Raw genomic sequence first — 15,968 nt, 5'->3', positions numbered from 1 at the left:
CAAGTAGAAGGAGTTTGTGCTTACACGCCCTAGATTTTTTGCTTACTTTTTCATCAATGGAAAAAGTAAGAGCCATGCGGCTTGAGCAGGGTAAAATTAAGAATCCTAGGATTGTTCTTTTCAATTAATATTCGATTTAGTTACGCACCAGATTCCATATAGAACCAAAAAAAAGCTGCTTTTTAAAGCAGCTTTTTTGATATCTAGTGGATTACATTATCAATTTATAACCTTTTCCGTGAACGTTAATAATTTCAATATTTGGTTCTTCCTTCAAGTGTTTACGAAGTTTGGTAATGTAAACATCCATACTACGCGCATTGAAATAATTATCATCGGACCAAATGGTTTTTAATGCCAGATTTCGCTCCAATACCTTATTTACATTGTTGCAAAGTAGCTTTAAAAGTTCCGATTCTTTGGTTGTTAGTTTAATGGTTTCATCTCCATCAACCAAATATTGTTTTTTGGCATCGAAAGTGTAACGGCCTAATTTAAATTCTTCCTGGTTGTTTTCAGGTTTTACTCCCGAAGTTCGCCTCAATACAGCTTCAATTCTTACCAAAAGTTCTTCCATACTAAATGGCTTGGTCATATAATCATCAGCACCAAGTTTGAATCCTTCCAGAACATCTTCTTTCATCGATTTTGCAGTAAGAAAGATAATTGGAATTTCGCTATTGATTAAACGAATATCCTTTGCAAGTGTAAAACCATCTCGATGTGGCATCATGATATCAAAAATGCACAGATCGTAAGGATTTTTTAAGAACTCATCGTAAGCTTTGTCACCATCTTCGCAAAGAGTAGTGTTATAATTTTTAGCGATTAAATATTCTTTAAGCAAAAGGCCTAGATTTGCATCATCCTCGGCTAATAAGATTTTAACTTGTTCCATTGCGTCTATTTTTTTAAAGGAAGATATACTTCAAATTTGGATCCCTTATCGAGAACACTATCTACATTTACTTCACCATGGTGAGCATCAACAACTTTCTTCACATAGGATAAGCCCAAGCCAAATCCTTTAACATCGTGCACGTTTCCTGTATGAACACGGAAAAAACGTTCGAAAATCATTCTCTGATCTTCTTTTGATATTCCTATGCCATTATCAGTAATCGAAATAACAATTCCCTTGTCTTTGTTTCGTGTACTGATACTGATTTCTGGATTGTCCTTGCAATATTTAATTGCATTGTCCAACAGGTTCGAGATAACATTGCTAACATGAACTTCATCCGCCATAATTGTATCTTGGCTGGCGTCTAAATTTTGATACATGTTACCACTTTTATCTTCTGCTCTAATAGTAAAGTTAGGTAATAAATTTTGAATTATTTTATGAACACTTATAGGTTTCAACTTTAACTTCATTCTGGCTTCATTAAATACTGCCATTTGCAATACTTTTTCAACCTGATAAGTTAATCGTTTACTTTCATCATTTATGATTTTTGCAATATGATCGATAAAGCTTTGAGTGGTTGCAACACTATTGTCTTTCAGCATTTGCGATGCCAATGAAATTGTCGAAATTGGAGTTTTAAACTCGTGGGTCATATTGTTGATAAAATCGTTTTTGATTTTTGACAATTTTTTCTGACGGAAGATGATGAAAATTGTAAAAGCACTACAAAGTATCAATACCAAGGTAAGAATAAATGAAGGAAGCAGCATTGTGTATGATTGAAGCATATGCTTTTGTTGGCCAGGGAAATAAATGTGTAAAACATTTGAACTGGCAAAAACATCATTCGGGAACATTAATTTTGTATACTTGATAGCCGATGGATTTCTAAAATAATTTTTTGATGCGGTTTCAAATTTGATATTGTTTATTTTAACGGCATACTCGAAATTCAGTTTAATACCATTATCTCTCAGAATCTGTTCAATTAGTTTCGGAAGTTCTTTAAGGTCAATGCGGTCGTTTAATTTTAAATTTTCGTTTCTTAGTTTGGATGCAAATTGACCAATATTACCACCACTGCTTCTTAGAGCTTTATTGAATTGCTGCTGAAAATTAGCTAATCCACCCGATTTTAATGGTCCTGAAGCGATATTAATATTTTTATTCTCATGAGAAATACTAAAGGTCGCCATGTCGTGTTTTGGATCCATGGTATAGGTAAACTTTGAACTTTCATTTATGATGGAAGTTTGTCCGGAAGTACTAGAACTATTCGTGCCATTCCCTTTTACTATGGAATGCCATTTTTCATCATGTTCCAACTTTTTAACAACTTGATCTAAAGCTTTGCTAACGGTTAAAGCAAATTGTTCTTCTTTAAGTTTTGATGCAGATTGAAAGTAATTTATTTGGACCAAAATCAATCCAAACAATGATATACACAAAACAATCGTAACTAACCAAATGTACTTCTGATTCATCTTTTTTTATTTTCTTCCACTAGTCATCCCAATATTACTGGGAGGAAGCTGCAAGATAAAAACAATTACCGTAGTGTGTTTTGAATAATTATTTTAATCATGCTTGTTTCACGTATACAAAGATAAAAAAATCATTATCCTACAATTAACACTTAACAATCTTTAACACAAGAGATGTATAAGTTTGGTATTGATCAGGATATTAGAAAATTTTAATGAAATAAAGCTTCTCTAAATTAGGATTGATTATAATTAAGGCAAAAATTCGTTATTTTAACAAATTTTTACTGAAAAGCTATTTGAAGTTTATAATTTGATACTATATTTGCTATCGGAGAGCGAATCTATAAGGAACAATCTCCTTGATTAAAAATTTTGGTTAATAGTTAGATGAAAGGGCGGTTGTGGTTACCGTCCTTTTTTTGTACCTATTATTTACCAAAAGACGCTAACAATTGGATATGGCAATTTCTGTCAGGTTCATTCAAACCTGAAGAATATTAATTACACAAAAAATAAATTGAATTAGGATACCAGCTCTTTCTGGTTGATTCTTTTCAAGGCTTCACGAGCAGCTTTCTGTTGTGCTTCTTTCTTTGAAGTACCAATACCTTTACCCATTTTCACTTCCTCTACTTCAACCTCAGAAATAAATAACGGCAAACGCAATGTTTTATCAACACCATCTTCTTGTGTATCGAAGAAAACGTCTTTTTTATTCTTTTGCGCCCACTCAATCAATTTGCTCTTAAAGTTGGTTTCTACTGTAACAACTTCTTCTAAATTGATATATTTCTTAAAGATTTTATCTTCAATAAAAGTGCGGGTTTTAAGATATCCCTGGTCAAGATAAATTGCTCCAATTAAGGCTTCAAATGCATCCCCATAAATATGTTTGTTGTTGTTCATATTTACATTGGATACAACATGATTGTCCAAGCCAATTTTAAGGGCAAGTTTGTTTAGTGATTCACGACTAACAATCTTAGAACGAATTTGAGTTAGGAAACCTTCGTCTTTGTTAGGGAAATACTTGTAAAGGATATCGGCAATTACGGCACCAAGAATTGCATCGCCCAGATATTCCAGACGTTCATTATTCATGTTAAAGCCATTCTTAGGTATACTGGCCGATTTGTGTATGAAAGCCAATTCATACAGGTCGGGTTTGTTAGGATAAAACCCTAGAAAATCAAATAACAATCCATAAAACTCCCTCCTAGGAAAGAAAAAAAGTTTTATGGATTGAATAATAGACTTAATCACAAATTATTCACTAAATGATTTGAAAATTACGGATGCATTGTGTCCGCCAAAACCAAAAGTATTACTCAAAGCAGCTCTGATTTCGCGCTTTTGAGCTTTGTGAAGTGTAAGGTTTAGTCTTTCATCGATTTGTGGATCTTGCTCCTTGTGATTAATGGTAGGAGGAACTGTTTGATTGTTCATTGCTAAGATACTAGCAATTGCTTCAACAGATCCAGCAGCACCTAACAAGTGTCCTGTCATCGATTTTGTAGAACTAATGTTTAATTTATATGCATGCTCGCCGAAAACAGTTTGTACCGCCTTTGTTTCAGGAATATCACCAACTGGAGTTGATGTTCCGTGAACATTGATATAGTCGATATCTTCTGGTTTCAAATCAGCATCATTCAAAGCCATATTCATTGAGTTAATGGCTCCTCTACCTTCAGGGTGAGTTGCAGTAAGGTGATAAGCATCACCGGACATTCCTCCACCAACAACTTCAGCATAAATTTTAGCTCCTCGTGCTTTGGCATGTTCATATTCTTCAAGAATTAAACAGCCTGCTCCTTCACCCATAACGAAACCGTCACGAGTTTTACAGAACGGACGAGATGCAGTTTCAAACTCTTCATTGTTAGTAGACAATGCCTGCATTGAATTAAAACCACCTAATCCTGCTTCATTAACTGATGCTTCAGATCCACCTGTGATAAAGACATCAGCTTTACCTAGACGGATGTAGTTCATCGCATCAATGATAGCGTGTGAAGAGGAGGCGCATGCAGAAACTGTACCGTAGTTTGGTCCTTGGAATCCATACTTCATCGAAATATGGCCGGCAGCAATATCCGAAATCATCTTAGGGATGAAAAACGGAGAGAAACGAGGAGTTCCATCCCCGTTTGCATATCCTTTAACTTCATCTAAGAAAGTTTTAATACCGCCGATACCAGAACCCCAAATTACTCCGGCTTTTGTTAAATCTTCCGATTCAAGATCTAAACCACAATCAGCCATAGCTTCTTTAACAGCTACAAGTGCATACTGAGTATATAAATCCAGTTTGCGAACTTCTTTGCGATCAAAATGCTCTTTAGCATCGAAATTTTTAACTTCGCAAGCGAACTGAGTCTTGAATTTAGAGGCATCGAAATGAGTGATCATTCCAGCACCGCCTACACCATTCTCCAAATTCTCCCAATATTCGGCAATACTATTACCAATTGGGTTAATTGTTCCGAGCCCAGTTACAACTACTCTTCTAAATTCCATAAAAAAGGGTCTGGTTAATAATTACTTAGCGTTTTCTTCGATGTAAGAAACAGCGTCACCTACTGTACCGATGTTTTCTGCTTGATCATCTGGAATAGCGATGTTAAACTCTTTTTCGAATTCCATGATTAGCTCAACTGTATCCAATGAGTCAGCTCCTAGATCGTTAGTGAAGCTAGCTTCTGGAGTTACTTCAGTTTCGTCTACACCCAACTTATCAACAATGATAGCTTTTACTCTAGATGCAATATCAGACATAACTTTAAAATTTAAATGATTAATATTAAACTAATTAATTTTCAACTGTGCAAAGAAATAAATTTACTTGAAAAAATTCAAATCTTTTTCACAAAGTTGGGGACAAATGTAATTCTTTTTCCTTTTCTAGCGAAATTATTTTACATCCAATGGCTTTTATATACCTTTGAACATACTTTTTAAACAACAAATTACCCATGAAAAGAATTGCCTTATTTGCTTCTGGATCAGGAACTAACGTGGAGAATATAGCATTGTATTTTAAAAATAATTCGAATGTTGAGATTGCTAGTGTTCTTACAAATAATCCTAATGCTTTTGTATTAAATCGAGCAGAAAAATTAAAAATCCCTTCTTTAGTTTTTTCTAAATCAGATTTTAAAGAAACATCAATAGTGGTGGATTATTTAAAAGAAAAGCGAGTTGATTTTATTGTGTTAGCTGGTTTCTTATGGTTGATACCTACAAGTTTGCTAAAAGAATTTGCAGGTAGAATTATTAATATACATCCTGCTTTGTTGCCAAAATATGGTGGGAAAGGGATGTATGGTATGAATGTTCACAAATCGGTAGTAGAAAATCAGGAAACAGAATCAGGTATAACCATCCACTTGGTAAGCGAGAAATATGATGAAGGTGAAATTGTATTTCAAGCAAAATGTGCGGTCGAACCTGATGATACAGCCGAGGATGTTGCAAATAAAGTTCACAAATTAGAATATGAACATTTCCCAAAAATAATAGAGCAATTACTTTAAAGTAATTGCTCTATTATTTTTGGACAGTCTTTTACTTTATAGAAGTAAGAGTATTATTTATTGAATCAGGAATTAATGGCTCAGGAATACTGTCTAATCCATTCAATTCTTTCATCAATTTGTTTTTGAGAATTTCAAATTGAGCTTGATTTTCTTTCTTGACAGGAGCGACAGGAGGTGATTTCATTTTTAATGGATTAATTGGACTTCCATTTTTATGCACCCTAAAATCGAGATGTGGCCCTGTTGATAAGCCTGAAGAACCTACATAAGCAATGATTTGCCCTTGTTTTACCCTAACACCTGTGTTCATTCCTTTGGCAAAACGAGATAAATGCATATAGGTTGTGGTGTATACACTGTTGTGTTTTATTTTTAAATATCTTCCACCGCCTCTTTTTTGGTAGCCTTTCTTAATAATCACTCCATCTCCAATTGTGTGAACCGGAGTTCCCGTTGGTGCAGCATAATCAACCCCATGATGTGATCTGTATCTTTTTAAAACAGGGTGGTATCTTCGGTTAGAAAATCTGGAACTGATTCTGGAATAACGCAAAGGAGCTTTTAAGAATGCTTTTTGTAAGCTTTTTCCTTCTTCATCGAAAAATCCATCTTTATCACCTTCTTTAAAAGCAAATGCATAATTATCTGATTTGTGATGAATAAAGTTCGCAGCCAGTACTTTGATATCACTTATTGGTTTATCATCTACAAAAGCTTCTTCATAAATGATATTGAACTCATCGCCTTTACCAATTCCAAAAAAATCTATTGTCCAGGCATAGATTTCAGACAATTCGATAGATAAAACAGGATCTGCATTAGCTTCAACCATGGCATTCCAAAGCGAACTTTCAATGGTTCCTTTGATTTGTTTACGCTTATAAATAATCTCTTTTTCCCCTTTGTATACATGCAAAGTATCTCGTAAATCAAAAACAATATACTCTACTGGTGTGTTTTCGTATACAAAGTATTCAGGAGTTCTTAAGCTATCCTTAGAGAATAAAACCGAATATTCGCGTCCCGATTTAATTCGTCTTACATTAAAAACTTTTTTGGCTTTTTTGGCAATTTTATCGATTGCAGCGTATGAAACATCGTATTGTCTTAGTATTGTAGACAAACTCTGATTTCTTTTTACTTTGCCTTCTTCATGTTCAAAATCATCAATCGGAAATCCATATTTTAAATTGATAGGCTCTAATGCTGTTGAATCAATCAATTCATGACTATCGCTTTTTACTTCTTCGGGTACATCCGATTTAAAGTTTTTAAAAAGCAATAGACCAACCATTACAAGCGCTGCAATAATTAGAGTTTTATAGTTGAAGAACTTTTTCATTTGGGAAATTTTGAATTCGAGCCTAAAGGTATAACTATTTTTATAGTCACACAACTGGATAATCTAATGATTATAGGATTTAAGCTTTTTTAAGTTTTAAGATTTGATCTTGTCGAAACCTTGACCGTAAACCCCCATTACACTGCCCATAGATATGAATGCATCTGGGTCTACATGCTTTATCATATTTAAAATGGTCTGTGAATCACGTTTTTTAGCCAGAAGCATCAGGATTTTTACATCCTCATTACTATAACCTCCAGTGGCATTTATTACAGTAAGTCCTTGATCTAAATTGTAAATTGCTTCCTTGCGAATTAATTCAGGTTTTTGAGTAAATATTATTATTTGAACAGACTGCTTGCTTCCTTCAATAATCATATCTACACAATAAGCACTTACTCCCATGGTAACAAATCCGTATACGACCTGTTCTATCGAATTCTCCAAAAAATAAGAAGATGATATTATTATTACGTCGATAGTTAAAAGCAACTGGCCTGGACTGTAGTTCTTGTACTTGTTGATCATCATGGCAAGAATGTCGGTGCCGCCTGTGCTTCCACCACGCGATAAAATCATTCCTGCACCAGCTCCAGCCATAATACCTCCAATAATAGCACACATAAACCTGTCGGAAACCAGAGGTTCGGTGATAATGGATTGAAACAACCATAGGAAAAATGAAATTACGGTAATTCCATACAATGTTTTTATTCCAAAAGAGAAGCCAAGTACACGTAATGATATCAGTAGAAATACTGTATTGATTAAAAATACACTATAACCAACCTTTATTCCGGTTACAAAATATATCATGGTTGCAATTCCACTTACGCCCGATCCTACAATTCCAGATGGTATAATAAAACCGGTCCATGCCAAAGAACCAATAAGCAATCCTATGGTAATAATTAAATAGGAACGAATGTTTTCTGATAAACTGATTTTCTGAGTAGCCATTATTTCTTTTTTTATGCTCTAATTTCTTCAAAACCTAATCCGTAAACGCCCATTACACTTCCCATGGAGATAAATGCTTGTGGATCTACTTCCTTAATTACTTTAAATACGTGCTGCGTTTCATGCTTCCTAATTACAAGCATTAACATCTTGGTTTCCTCACGAGTATACCAACCTGTTGTATGTACCATCGAGAGTCCACGTCCGGTTTCTTCGCTTAATTTAGCTGCAACTTCTTCGTAGTTTTTAGAAATAATAAAAAGCTGAGCCGATTGTTTTGAACCGGAAATCATCATATCTATGGTATAAGCAGCAACGCCCATTACTACGTATCCATATACAATGGTAGAAATATCTTTAAAAAGAAAATAGGAAGATGCAATGATAAAAATATCTAAATAGAGAATGATTCTGCCAGGACTGATATTGTAATATTTGTTTACCATCATTGCAATAATGTCAGTTCCTCCTGTACTTCCTCCTTGTGTAAAAGTGATTCCAATACCAGCACCGCCTAGGATTCCTCCAATAATGGTTGCCATAAATTTGTCATCTACCAGAGGTTCTGAAAATACTCTTTGTTGCAATGTTAATAAAAGGGAACCTACAACAATTCCAAATATGGTTTTTATCCCGAATTTGCTTCCAAGTACACGTAAAGCAATTAAAATTAAAAAAACATTAATTACAAGATAGGAGTACCCAACAGGAATTGTTTCACCTGATGCGTAATAAATAAGGGTTCCAATACCACCGGCACCTCCTGCTACAATTTCTGAAGGAATCAAAAATGCAGTCCATCCAAAGCTATAAACACACAAGCCAAGTGTAATAATAGCATATGATTTTAATTCATTAATAGAGAATTTCATTGTAATTTAAAAATAATTCAATGTGAAGAAAAAAGGCTCCGTTTATTAGAAAAACGAAGCCTGATTATAAATTGTGCTTATTGTTTTCTACTTTATACTACTATGTTGATGATTTTTTTAGGAACGATAATCACCTTCTTAGGTGTTTTTCCATCAATCCATTTTTGAGCCTGTTCACAATTCAGGACTTCCTGTTCAATTTCATCCTTACTCATACTTAATGATAGCTCTAGCTTAAACCTCATTTTACCATTAAATGACACTGGGTATGAGTGAGTATCTTCAGCAACAAAGCTTTCATTGAATTCAGGGAAACTTGCTTTGGTTATACTATCCTTGTTACCACATTTGTTCCACAATTCTTCAGAAATATGTGGTGCGAAAGGAGCAAGAAGTTTTAATAGGTCTTCTAGTACAGCCTTATTGTTACATTTTAAGCTACTTAATTCGTTCACACAAATCATGAAAGCCGAAATTGATGTGTTGAAAGAAAACCTTTCGATATCATCCTGAATTTTCTTGATGGTTTTGTGAAGAACTTTTAATTCATCTTTTGTAGGTTCAGCATCAGAAACTTCAAAGTTTTCACTTTTGTAGAATAATCTCCAAAGTTTCTTTAAGAATTTGTGAACACCATCAATACCATTAGTATCCCAAGGCTTGTGAGCTTCCAATGGTCCAAGGAACATTTCGTACAAACGAAGTGTATCAGCACCATATTCTTCTACAATTACATCCGGGTTAACAACGTTGAACATCGATTTCGACATTTTTTCAACAGCCCAACCACAAATGTATTTGTCATCTTCAAGAATAAATTCAGCATCCTTAAATTCTGGTCTCCAGGCTTTGAAAGCTTCTGTATCCAATACATCATTCTTCACGATGTTTACATCAACGTGAATTGCAGTGGTATCGTGCTCTTTTCTCAATCCATAAGAAATAAATTTATTGGTGTTCTTAACTCTGTAAACAAAGTTCGAACGACCTTGAATCATTCCTTGGTTGATCAATTTCTTGAAAGGCTCATCTTTGCAAACTTCGTTGATATCGAATAAGAATTTGTTCCAGAAACGTGAATAAATCAAGTGACCAGTTGCATGCTCGGTTCCTCCGATATACAAATCAACATCTTGCCAGTATTCATTTGCTTCCTTAGAAACTAACGCATCGTTATTGCGTGGATCCATATAACGCAAATAATATGCCGATGATCCTGCAAAACCAGGCATTGTATTCAATTCAATTGGGTGACCATCTGCTGTTTTCCAATCTTTAGCACGTCCCAATGGTGGTTCACCACTTTCAGTTGGCAAGTACTTGTCAATTTCAGGTAATTCCAAAGGCAACTGGTCCATTTCCATCATGTATGGCATGTTTTCTTTGAAATACACTGGGAATGGTTCACCCCAATATCTCTGACGAGAGAAAATAGCATCTCTCAATCTATAGTTGATTTTTTTCTTTCCTAAGCCTCTTGCTTCTACCTCTTCATTTGCTTTTACAATAGCATCTTTAACATCTAATCCGTTTAGGAAATCAGAGTTCATCGATTTTCCCTCCTTGGCATCATATGATTCCTCAGAAATATCACCATCAGAAACAACCTGGATAATTGGCAAATCAAAATGTTTCGCAAAAGCGTAGTCACGGCTATCATGAGCAGGTACAGCCATAATTGCTCCAGTTCCATATCCTGCTAGTACGTAATCGCTTACCCAAATTGGAATTTCTTCACCTGTGAATGGGTGAATTGCATAAGCACCTGTGAATTCACCGCTAACGGTTTTTACATCAGCCAAACGTTCTCTTTCGGTTCTTTTCTTGGTAGCTTCAATATATGCATCAACTTTTTCTCTGCACTCAGTAGTGGTTAAATTATCAACCAATTCACTTTCTGGTGCCAATACCATAAAAGTAACTCCAAAGATTGTGTCAGGGCGAGTGGTGAAGATTTCCATTTTGATATCAGAATCTTTCACTCCAAAATTCACCTCTGCACCAACAGAACGGCCAATCCAGTTCTTCTGAATTTCCTTCAAAGAATCTGTCCATTCCAAATTGTCAAGACCATCCAATAATCTTTTTGCATAAGCAGATACTCGAAGTGACCATTGACGCATTTTCTTTTGTACAACAGGATGCCCACCGCGTTCAGATAAACCATCTTTTACTTCATCATTGGCTAAAACGGTTCCTAATTCAGGACACCAGTTTACCATTGTATCTGCAAGGTAGGCCAAGCGATAATTTAAAAGAATTTCCTGCTGTGCTGTATTTGATAGAGCTTTCCATTGTTCAGCTGTGAATATTTCCGTTTCAGAACAAGCAGCATTGATTTTTGCATTTCCTTCTGTTTCGAATTTTGCTACCAATGCTGAAATTGGTTGAGCTTTTTCAGTTTCGTTATCGAAATAGTGGTTGAACATTTGAATGAATGCCCATTGTGTCCATTTATAATATTCAGGATTACAAGTGCGCACTTCTCTGTCCCAATCGAATGAAAATCCAATTTTATCCAATTGTTCTCTATATCGTGTAATGTTTTGCTCAGTGGTAATTGCTGGGTGTTGCCCTGTTTGAATAGCATATTGCTCAGCAGGCAATCCATATGCATCGTATCCCATTGGGTGGAGTACATTAAAACCTTTGAGGGTTTTGTAACGAGAATAGATATCAGACGCAATATAACCTAGTGGGTGACCAACATGTAATCCCGCTCCTGATGGGTATGGGAACATATCAAGCACATAAAATTTTGGTTTGTCTGCATTGACATCAACCTTATAGGTTTTATTGTCGTTCCAGTACTTCTGCCATTTTTGTTCTATTTCTTTAAATGTGTACTCCATTGTAATATTTTGATAAAATATGGTTATTTCAATGTATTCAGTCCGCAAAATTAGTAAAATTTATAAATAAAAGGGTTGTTTTTGAGTGAACTGATGTTATTATTAAAAATTGGTTAATAGAGGATTAGAAGAGTTATTGAAAATCAATTATAGATTGAATGTTGGAGTAGGAAAAGAGAATAAAATAATTTTTTAAATTTGTGAACACATTGGCCCGTTAGTTTAGCTGAATAGAACATCAGATTCCGGTTCTGAAGGTCACAGGTTTGAATCCTGTACGGGTCACAAAGCTTGGATGTATTTCCAAGCTTTTTTTATACGATTTATTGCATAAAAAAAGGAGCCCTAATGGACTCCTTTTATATTTTAAGCGCGAAAATTCTTAGTTTTCATCAGCACCTTGAAGAGCTGAATAGTTCAGCTTCAAAGCACTTGCTTTTCTTAACTCTTGTTTAATGTCAACAATGATACCCATTTTAGTGTATCTGTCAACTTTTAGAGATGTTGTCAACTTGTTACGTAATTCTTCTTTTCTTGCTTCTCTTTCAGAAGCAATGAAAGCTTGAATATCATCAACAGTCGCAAATTTGTCATTTAATTGGATTCTTGATTCAGTACCAAAAGTTTTTTGGTATTTTCTCAAAGGAACACCAACATGGATGTTACTTACCAAATCCTTTTTTTCAAGCTTTGTCAATTCCTTAGCTTGTGGCTGTACATAGCTTACGTTCAATTCTACATCACGCATGGTAGTTGATACCATAAAGAAGAACAGAAGCATAAATACGATATCAGGAAGTGACGCTGTTGAAATTTCCGGAGTGTCTTTGCCTCCGTCTTTTCTAAATTTTGACATTATCTTTTCCCTCCTACGTTTTTAGGTTCAGCCTCGGATATTGCCATTGGGACATATTTCTTTACAGCATCTTGTTGTTCTTTGTCCAACTCGCTGTAAACCTTCCCCCATTTCGACATTGCTTTTTCGTCTTTTAATTCACGTGCAGCAATGGCTAGCTCATCCTGTACTCTAATATACATTTCGTAACTCGTACCGCGGTCGTTCTGCAATGAAACCAATCCTTTCGAAACCATAACATCTCCAAAATATGGAACAGTTTTAACATGTTTTTCAGGAAGGTCTTCACTATTGTTTGGATTCAAGATAAACTCTTTGGTCTTTTCACGCAATTGTGAAATGTCTAAAAGTTCTCCATTCACCAACAACTCATCGTTACGGTTTACCAATATCGCTAAAACATTACGTTTTTTTACCTTAATTTCTTCATCAGGTTGATCCGTTTCAGGGATAGGAGGTAACTTTTTATAGATACCAGTATCCACATCCATCGTAGTCGATACCAAGAAGAAAATCAGCAACAAGAATGCAATATCGGCCATCGAACTTGAGTTAATCTCTGGTGTTTTTCTTGCCATAATAAAGGTATTGCGATCCGAATCCTTAAATTCGGATCATATTCTTAACGTAATCTTCTAATAATTTCAGTAACTACAATTGAAGCTACAGTTCCTATACCTAAGATGTACATAGTGTAAAGTACTGTATCAGCAAATTGAAGTGAAGCAGGGTTGTTGTCAGTACCTGTGTAACCTGGAAGGTTTAACAAAGTAGCATCTGACATACTGTATGATACAAGGATTACTAATCCAAGTACTACTAATCCCATCAAACCTTTAAGTGCTCCTTTAGGGTTAACAACGATCTGAATGATTGGGAAAAGAATTGATAATGCAGCAGATGCAATAAACAATACTTTAGCCCAGTTGATCAAAAGATCAGTGTAAACTGGAGTTGTGTGTGCTTGGTTTGGGATTTCTCCACCTAAGTAAAACATGATCACAAAAATAGCTGTTAGACCAATCATTACATAGGTAAGAATATTTAAATATTTACTCAATGTATTTGACATAGTCTATAATTATTTTTTCATGTTGTATTTTACAAGGATATCAAGAAGAGAGATAGAAGCATCTTCCATGTTGTTTACAATACTGTCAACTTTAGCAGTACAGTAGTTGTAGAATACTTGAAGGATCATTGCTACGATCAAACCAGATACAGTTGTAATCAAAGCGATTTTAATACCACCTGCTACTGCTGCTGGAGAAATAGTACCCATAGACTGAATCGAGTCGAAAGCGTCAATCATACCGATTACAGTACCCATAAATCCTAACATAGGAGCCAAACCGATCATCAAACCAATCCAAGAAAGACCTTTTTCTAAAAGACCCATTTGAACAGATCCGTAAGAAACAACTGATTTTTCTACTACTTCAATACCTTCGTCGATACGGTCAAGACCTTGGTAGAAAATGCTTGCGATAGGACCACGAGTATTTCTACAAACTTCTTTAGCAGCTTCAACACCACCGTTGTTCAATGCATCTTCAAGGTTAGCAATTAATTTCTTAGTGTTTGTAGTTGAAAGGTTCAAGTAAATGATTCTTTCAATAGACAAAGCAAGACCTAAGATAAGAGCTAGCAATACGAAGCTCATAAACATTGCACCACCTTGGATGAATTGCTTCTTAACAACTTTGTGGAAAGATGTGCTTTCGATAGCTTCTTCTTCCATAACTGGAGCTGCAGGCTCTTCAACAGTAGTTTCTTCTGCAACCTGAGTTGTGTCTACGGTAGTTTCTGCTGTCTCATCCTGAGCAACTGCGTAAGATGATGCTCCTAAGCTTAGCATCCCGATAACTGCTATAAATGCAAATAACTTTTTCATAGTCTGTTTTTCAAATTTTAATTAACGAAATTATTTTTTACAAAATTAAACGATTGCGATCTCATAAACAACTAATTCCTTAGTTGTTTGTGTATTATTCTTTAAAACTATTCTGTTTTCAATGCTTTTAAAGGTCCTTGTTTTTGGATTTATGTAATATAGAAAGCTTTAAACAGTGCACCAAATTACAAAAAAAATGTGAAAAACAAATATTCTAATGGCTTAATTCGCCCTTTAAAGATTTATTTAAAAGCAATTTGGTTTGTTCTATGTTTAACTTCTTACCAAGGATAAACATGAGTTTGCCAATGGCAGCCTCTGTAGTGATGTCGTGTCCGCTTACTACGCCTGCGTTAAGTAACTCTAAACTTGTCTCATATAGGCCCATTTCAACACTTCCCGCTGCACATTGAGTAATATTGTATATTATTATTCCTCTGCTGATTGCCTCCTTAATGGAGTCGATAAACCATTTGTCGGTTGGAGCATTTCCTGCACCATAAGTTTCCATTACTACTCCTTTTAATCCTTCAATATTTAAAATGGAATCTACTACTTGTTTATTGATTCCTGGAAAGATTTTTAAAATTGCAATATTGGTATCAAATTCGGTACTTATTTCAAGTTGTTTTGTTTGACTTGGATAATGGATTGCGGAATAATTGTAATTAATATTGATTCCGATTTTTGCCAAATCAGGATAGTTGTAGGAATAAAATGCGTTAAAATGTTCTGCATTGTGTTTTGTGGTTCTGTTTCCTCTGAACAATTGGTTTTCGAAAACAATACAAACCTCCGGTACCATTGCTTGTCCATTTTTATATGCCGCAGCAATTTCAATAGCTGTGATTAGATTTTCTTTCCCATCAGTTCTTAAGGTTCCAATTGGAAGTTGCGATCCAGTTAATATTACTGGCTTTTGCAAATTATCAAGCATGAAGCTTAATGCAGATGCAGTAAAAGACATTGTATCTGTTCCGTGAAGTACAACAAATCCGTCATAGTTATTATAGTTTTCCTTAATCAGTTTTGAAATTTTTACCCAAACTTCAGGATTTAAATTAGAAGAATCGATTAATGGATCAAAGGCAATGGAAGTAAGTTCGTATCCAAATTCTTTTAATTCTGGAACTTGTTTTAGGATATGATCAAAATCAAATGGAATTAACGAACCTGTTTCAGGGTCGTTTACCATACCGATTGTACCTCCGGTATATAATATAAGAATAGAAGTTTGTTTTTTGTCCATTGAG

General features: G+C 34.9%; 15 protein-coding genes and 1 tRNA gene. 2 read left to right on the top strand and 14 right to left on the bottom strand.

The window, feature by feature from the left end; genetic code table 11:
• Positions 1–211 precede the first annotated feature (211 nt).
• From rprY to BXY64_RS20095, 5 genes are all read right to left on the bottom strand, one after another.
• Positions 212–898, bottom strand: a complete 687-nt coding sequence (gene rprY, locus BXY64_RS20115; RefSeq protein WP_120241756.1) for a response regulator transcription factor RprY — start codon at positions 896–898, stop codon at positions 212–214.
• Between the two features lie 5 nt (positions 899–903).
• Entirely contained in the window at positions 904–2,394 is a 1,491-nt protein-coding gene (locus BXY64_RS20110; protein ID WP_120241755.1) for a sensor histidine kinase, read from the bottom strand.
• 525 nt (positions 2,395–2,919) lie between these two features.
• Entirely contained in the window at positions 2,920–3,660 is a 741-nt protein-coding gene (gene rnc / locus BXY64_RS20105) for a ribonuclease III (protein WP_120241754.1), read from the bottom strand.
• A 3-nt stretch (positions 3,661–3,663) separates the two neighbouring features.
• A complete protein-coding gene (fabF, locus tag BXY64_RS20100) occupies positions 3,664–4,917 on the bottom strand; it encodes a beta-ketoacyl-ACP synthase II (RefSeq protein ID WP_120241753.1) in 1,254 nt (417 codons plus the stop codon).
• Between the two features lie 21 nt (positions 4,918–4,938).
• On the bottom strand, positions 4,939–5,175 hold the full coding sequence (locus BXY64_RS20095) for an acyl carrier protein (protein WP_054718918.1): 237 nt from the start codon (positions 5,173–5,175) through the stop codon (positions 4,939–4,941).
• A 197-nt stretch (positions 5,176–5,372) separates the two neighbouring features.
• Between BXY64_RS20095 and purN the strand changes: the two genes are divergently transcribed.
• Positions 5,373–5,933, top strand: coding sequence for a phosphoribosylglycinamide formyltransferase (gene purN / locus BXY64_RS20090; RefSeq protein ID WP_120241752.1), 561 nt, complete (start codon positions 5,373–5,375; stop codon positions 5,931–5,933).
• Positions 5,934–5,964: 31 nt separating this feature from the next.
• Here the strand turns inward: purN and BXY64_RS20085 are convergent, their stop codons facing one another.
• From BXY64_RS20085 to leuS, 4 genes are all read right to left on the bottom strand, one after another.
• The gene (locus tag BXY64_RS20085) at positions 5,965–7,278 is read right to left on the bottom strand and encodes a M23 family metallopeptidase (protein WP_120241751.1); all 1,314 of its coding nucleotides are present in this window, start codon (positions 7,276–7,278) and stop codon (positions 5,965–5,967) included.
• 96 nt (positions 7,279–7,374) lie between these two features.
• Positions 7,375–8,241, bottom strand: coding sequence for a YitT family protein (locus BXY64_RS20080; protein ID WP_120241750.1), 867 nt, complete (start codon positions 8,239–8,241; stop codon positions 7,375–7,377).
• Positions 8,242–8,252: 11 nt separating this feature from the next.
• Positions 8,253–9,113 (bottom strand): YitT family protein, encoded by an 861-nt coding sequence (locus BXY64_RS20075; protein ID WP_120241749.1) that lies wholly within the window; start codon positions 9,111–9,113, stop codon positions 8,253–8,255.
• Positions 9,114–9,205: 92 nt separating this feature from the next.
• The gene (gene leuS, locus BXY64_RS20070) at positions 9,206–11,965 is read right to left on the bottom strand and encodes a leucine--tRNA ligase (RefSeq protein ID WP_120241748.1); all 2,760 of its coding nucleotides are present in this window, start codon (positions 11,963–11,965) and stop codon (positions 9,206–9,208) included.
• A gap of 211 nt (positions 11,966–12,176) precedes the next feature.
• Between leuS and BXY64_RS20065 the strand changes: the two genes are divergently transcribed.
• A tRNA-Arg gene (locus tag BXY64_RS20065) sits at positions 12,177–12,250 on the top strand.
• Positions 12,251–12,347: 97 nt separating this feature from the next.
• Here the strand turns inward: BXY64_RS20065 and BXY64_RS20060 are convergent.
• From BXY64_RS20060 to BXY64_RS20040, 5 genes are all read right to left on the bottom strand, one after another.
• Positions 12,348–12,821, bottom strand: a complete 474-nt coding sequence (locus tag BXY64_RS20060) for an ExbD/TolR family protein (protein WP_120241747.1) — start codon at positions 12,819–12,821, stop codon at positions 12,348–12,350.
• Complete coding sequence (locus tag BXY64_RS20055) at positions 12,821–13,399, bottom strand: ExbD/TolR family protein (RefSeq protein WP_120241746.1); 579 nt, start codon at positions 13,397–13,399, stop codon at positions 12,821–12,823. The genes BXY64_RS20060 and BXY64_RS20055 overlap by 1 nt, the downstream gene beginning before the upstream one ends.
• A 44-nt stretch (positions 13,400–13,443) precedes the next feature.
• A complete protein-coding gene (locus BXY64_RS20050; protein ID WP_120241745.1) occupies positions 13,444–13,893 on the bottom strand; it encodes a hypothetical protein in 450 nt (149 codons plus the stop codon).
• A 9-nt stretch (positions 13,894–13,902) separates the two neighbouring features.
• The gene (locus BXY64_RS20045) at positions 13,903–14,715 is read right to left on the bottom strand and encodes a MotA/TolQ/ExbB proton channel family protein (RefSeq protein WP_120241744.1); all 813 of its coding nucleotides are present in this window, start codon (positions 14,713–14,715) and stop codon (positions 13,903–13,905) included.
• A gap of 214 nt (positions 14,716–14,929) precedes the next feature.
• Positions 14,930–15,964 carry an asparaginase gene (locus tag BXY64_RS20040; RefSeq protein ID WP_120241743.1) on the bottom strand — a complete coding sequence of 345 codons (1,035 nt, stop codon included), beginning with the start codon at positions 15,962–15,964 and terminating at the stop codon, positions 14,930–14,932.
• Positions 15,965–15,968 lie beyond the last annotated feature (4 nt).

The sequence above is a fragment of the Marinifilum flexuosum genome, from assembly GCF_003610555.1.
Classification (GTDB): Bacteria; Bacteroidota; Bacteroidia; order Bacteroidales; family Marinifilaceae; genus Marinifilum; species Marinifilum flexuosum.
The sequence above is the reverse complement of the archived record's forward strand: the minus strand, read 5'-3'. Positions and strand labels throughout refer to the sequence as shown.

Bases quoted from the DNA above. Each gene is read 5' to 3' on its own strand.
- rprY (WP_120241756.1), bottom strand. From the start codon at position 898: ATGGAACAAGTTAAAATCTTATTAGCCGAGGATGATGCAAATCTAGGC.
- BXY64_RS20110 (WP_120241755.1), bottom strand. From the start codon at position 2,394: ATGAATCAGAAGTACATTTGGTTAGTTACGATTGTTTTGTGTATATCA.
- fabF (WP_120241753.1), bottom strand. From the start codon at position 4,917: ATGGAATTTAGAAGAGTAGTTGTAACTGGGCTCGGAACAATTAACCCA.
- BXY64_RS20095 (WP_054718918.1), bottom strand. From the start codon at position 5,175: ATGTCTGATATTGCATCTAGAGTAAAAGCTATCATTGTTGATAAGTTG.
- purN (WP_120241752.1), top strand. From the start codon at position 5,373: ATGAAAAGAATTGCCTTATTTGCTTCTGGATCAGGAACTAACGTGGAG.
- BXY64_RS20085 (WP_120241751.1), bottom strand. From the start codon at position 7,278: ATGAAAAAGTTCTTCAACTATAAAACTCTAATTATTGCAGCGCTTGTA.
- BXY64_RS20080 (WP_120241750.1), bottom strand. From the start codon at position 8,241: ATGGCTACTCAGAAAATCAGTTTATCAGAAAACATTCGTTCCTATTTA.
- BXY64_RS20075 (WP_120241749.1), bottom strand. From the start codon at position 9,113: ATGAAATTCTCTATTAATGAATTAAAATCATATGCTATTATTACACTT.
- leuS (WP_120241748.1), bottom strand. From the start codon at position 11,965: ATGGAGTACACATTTAAAGAAATAGAACAAAAATGGCAGAAGTACTGG.
- BXY64_RS20060 (WP_120241747.1), bottom strand. From the start codon at position 12,821: ATGTCAAAATTTAGAAAAGACGGAGGCAAAGACACTCCGGAAATTTCA.
- BXY64_RS20055 (WP_120241746.1), bottom strand. From the start codon at position 13,399: ATGGCAAGAAAAACACCAGAGATTAACTCAAGTTCGATGGCCGATATT.
- BXY64_RS20050 (WP_120241745.1), bottom strand. From the start codon at position 13,893: ATGTCAAATACATTGAGTAAATATTTAAATATTCTTACCTATGTAATG.
- BXY64_RS20045 (WP_120241744.1), bottom strand. From the start codon at position 14,715: ATGAAAAAGTTATTTGCATTTATAGCAGTTATCGGGATGCTAAGCTTA.
- BXY64_RS20040 (WP_120241743.1), bottom strand. From the start codon at position 15,964: ATGGACAAAAAACAAACTTCTATTCTTATATTATATACCGGAGGTACA.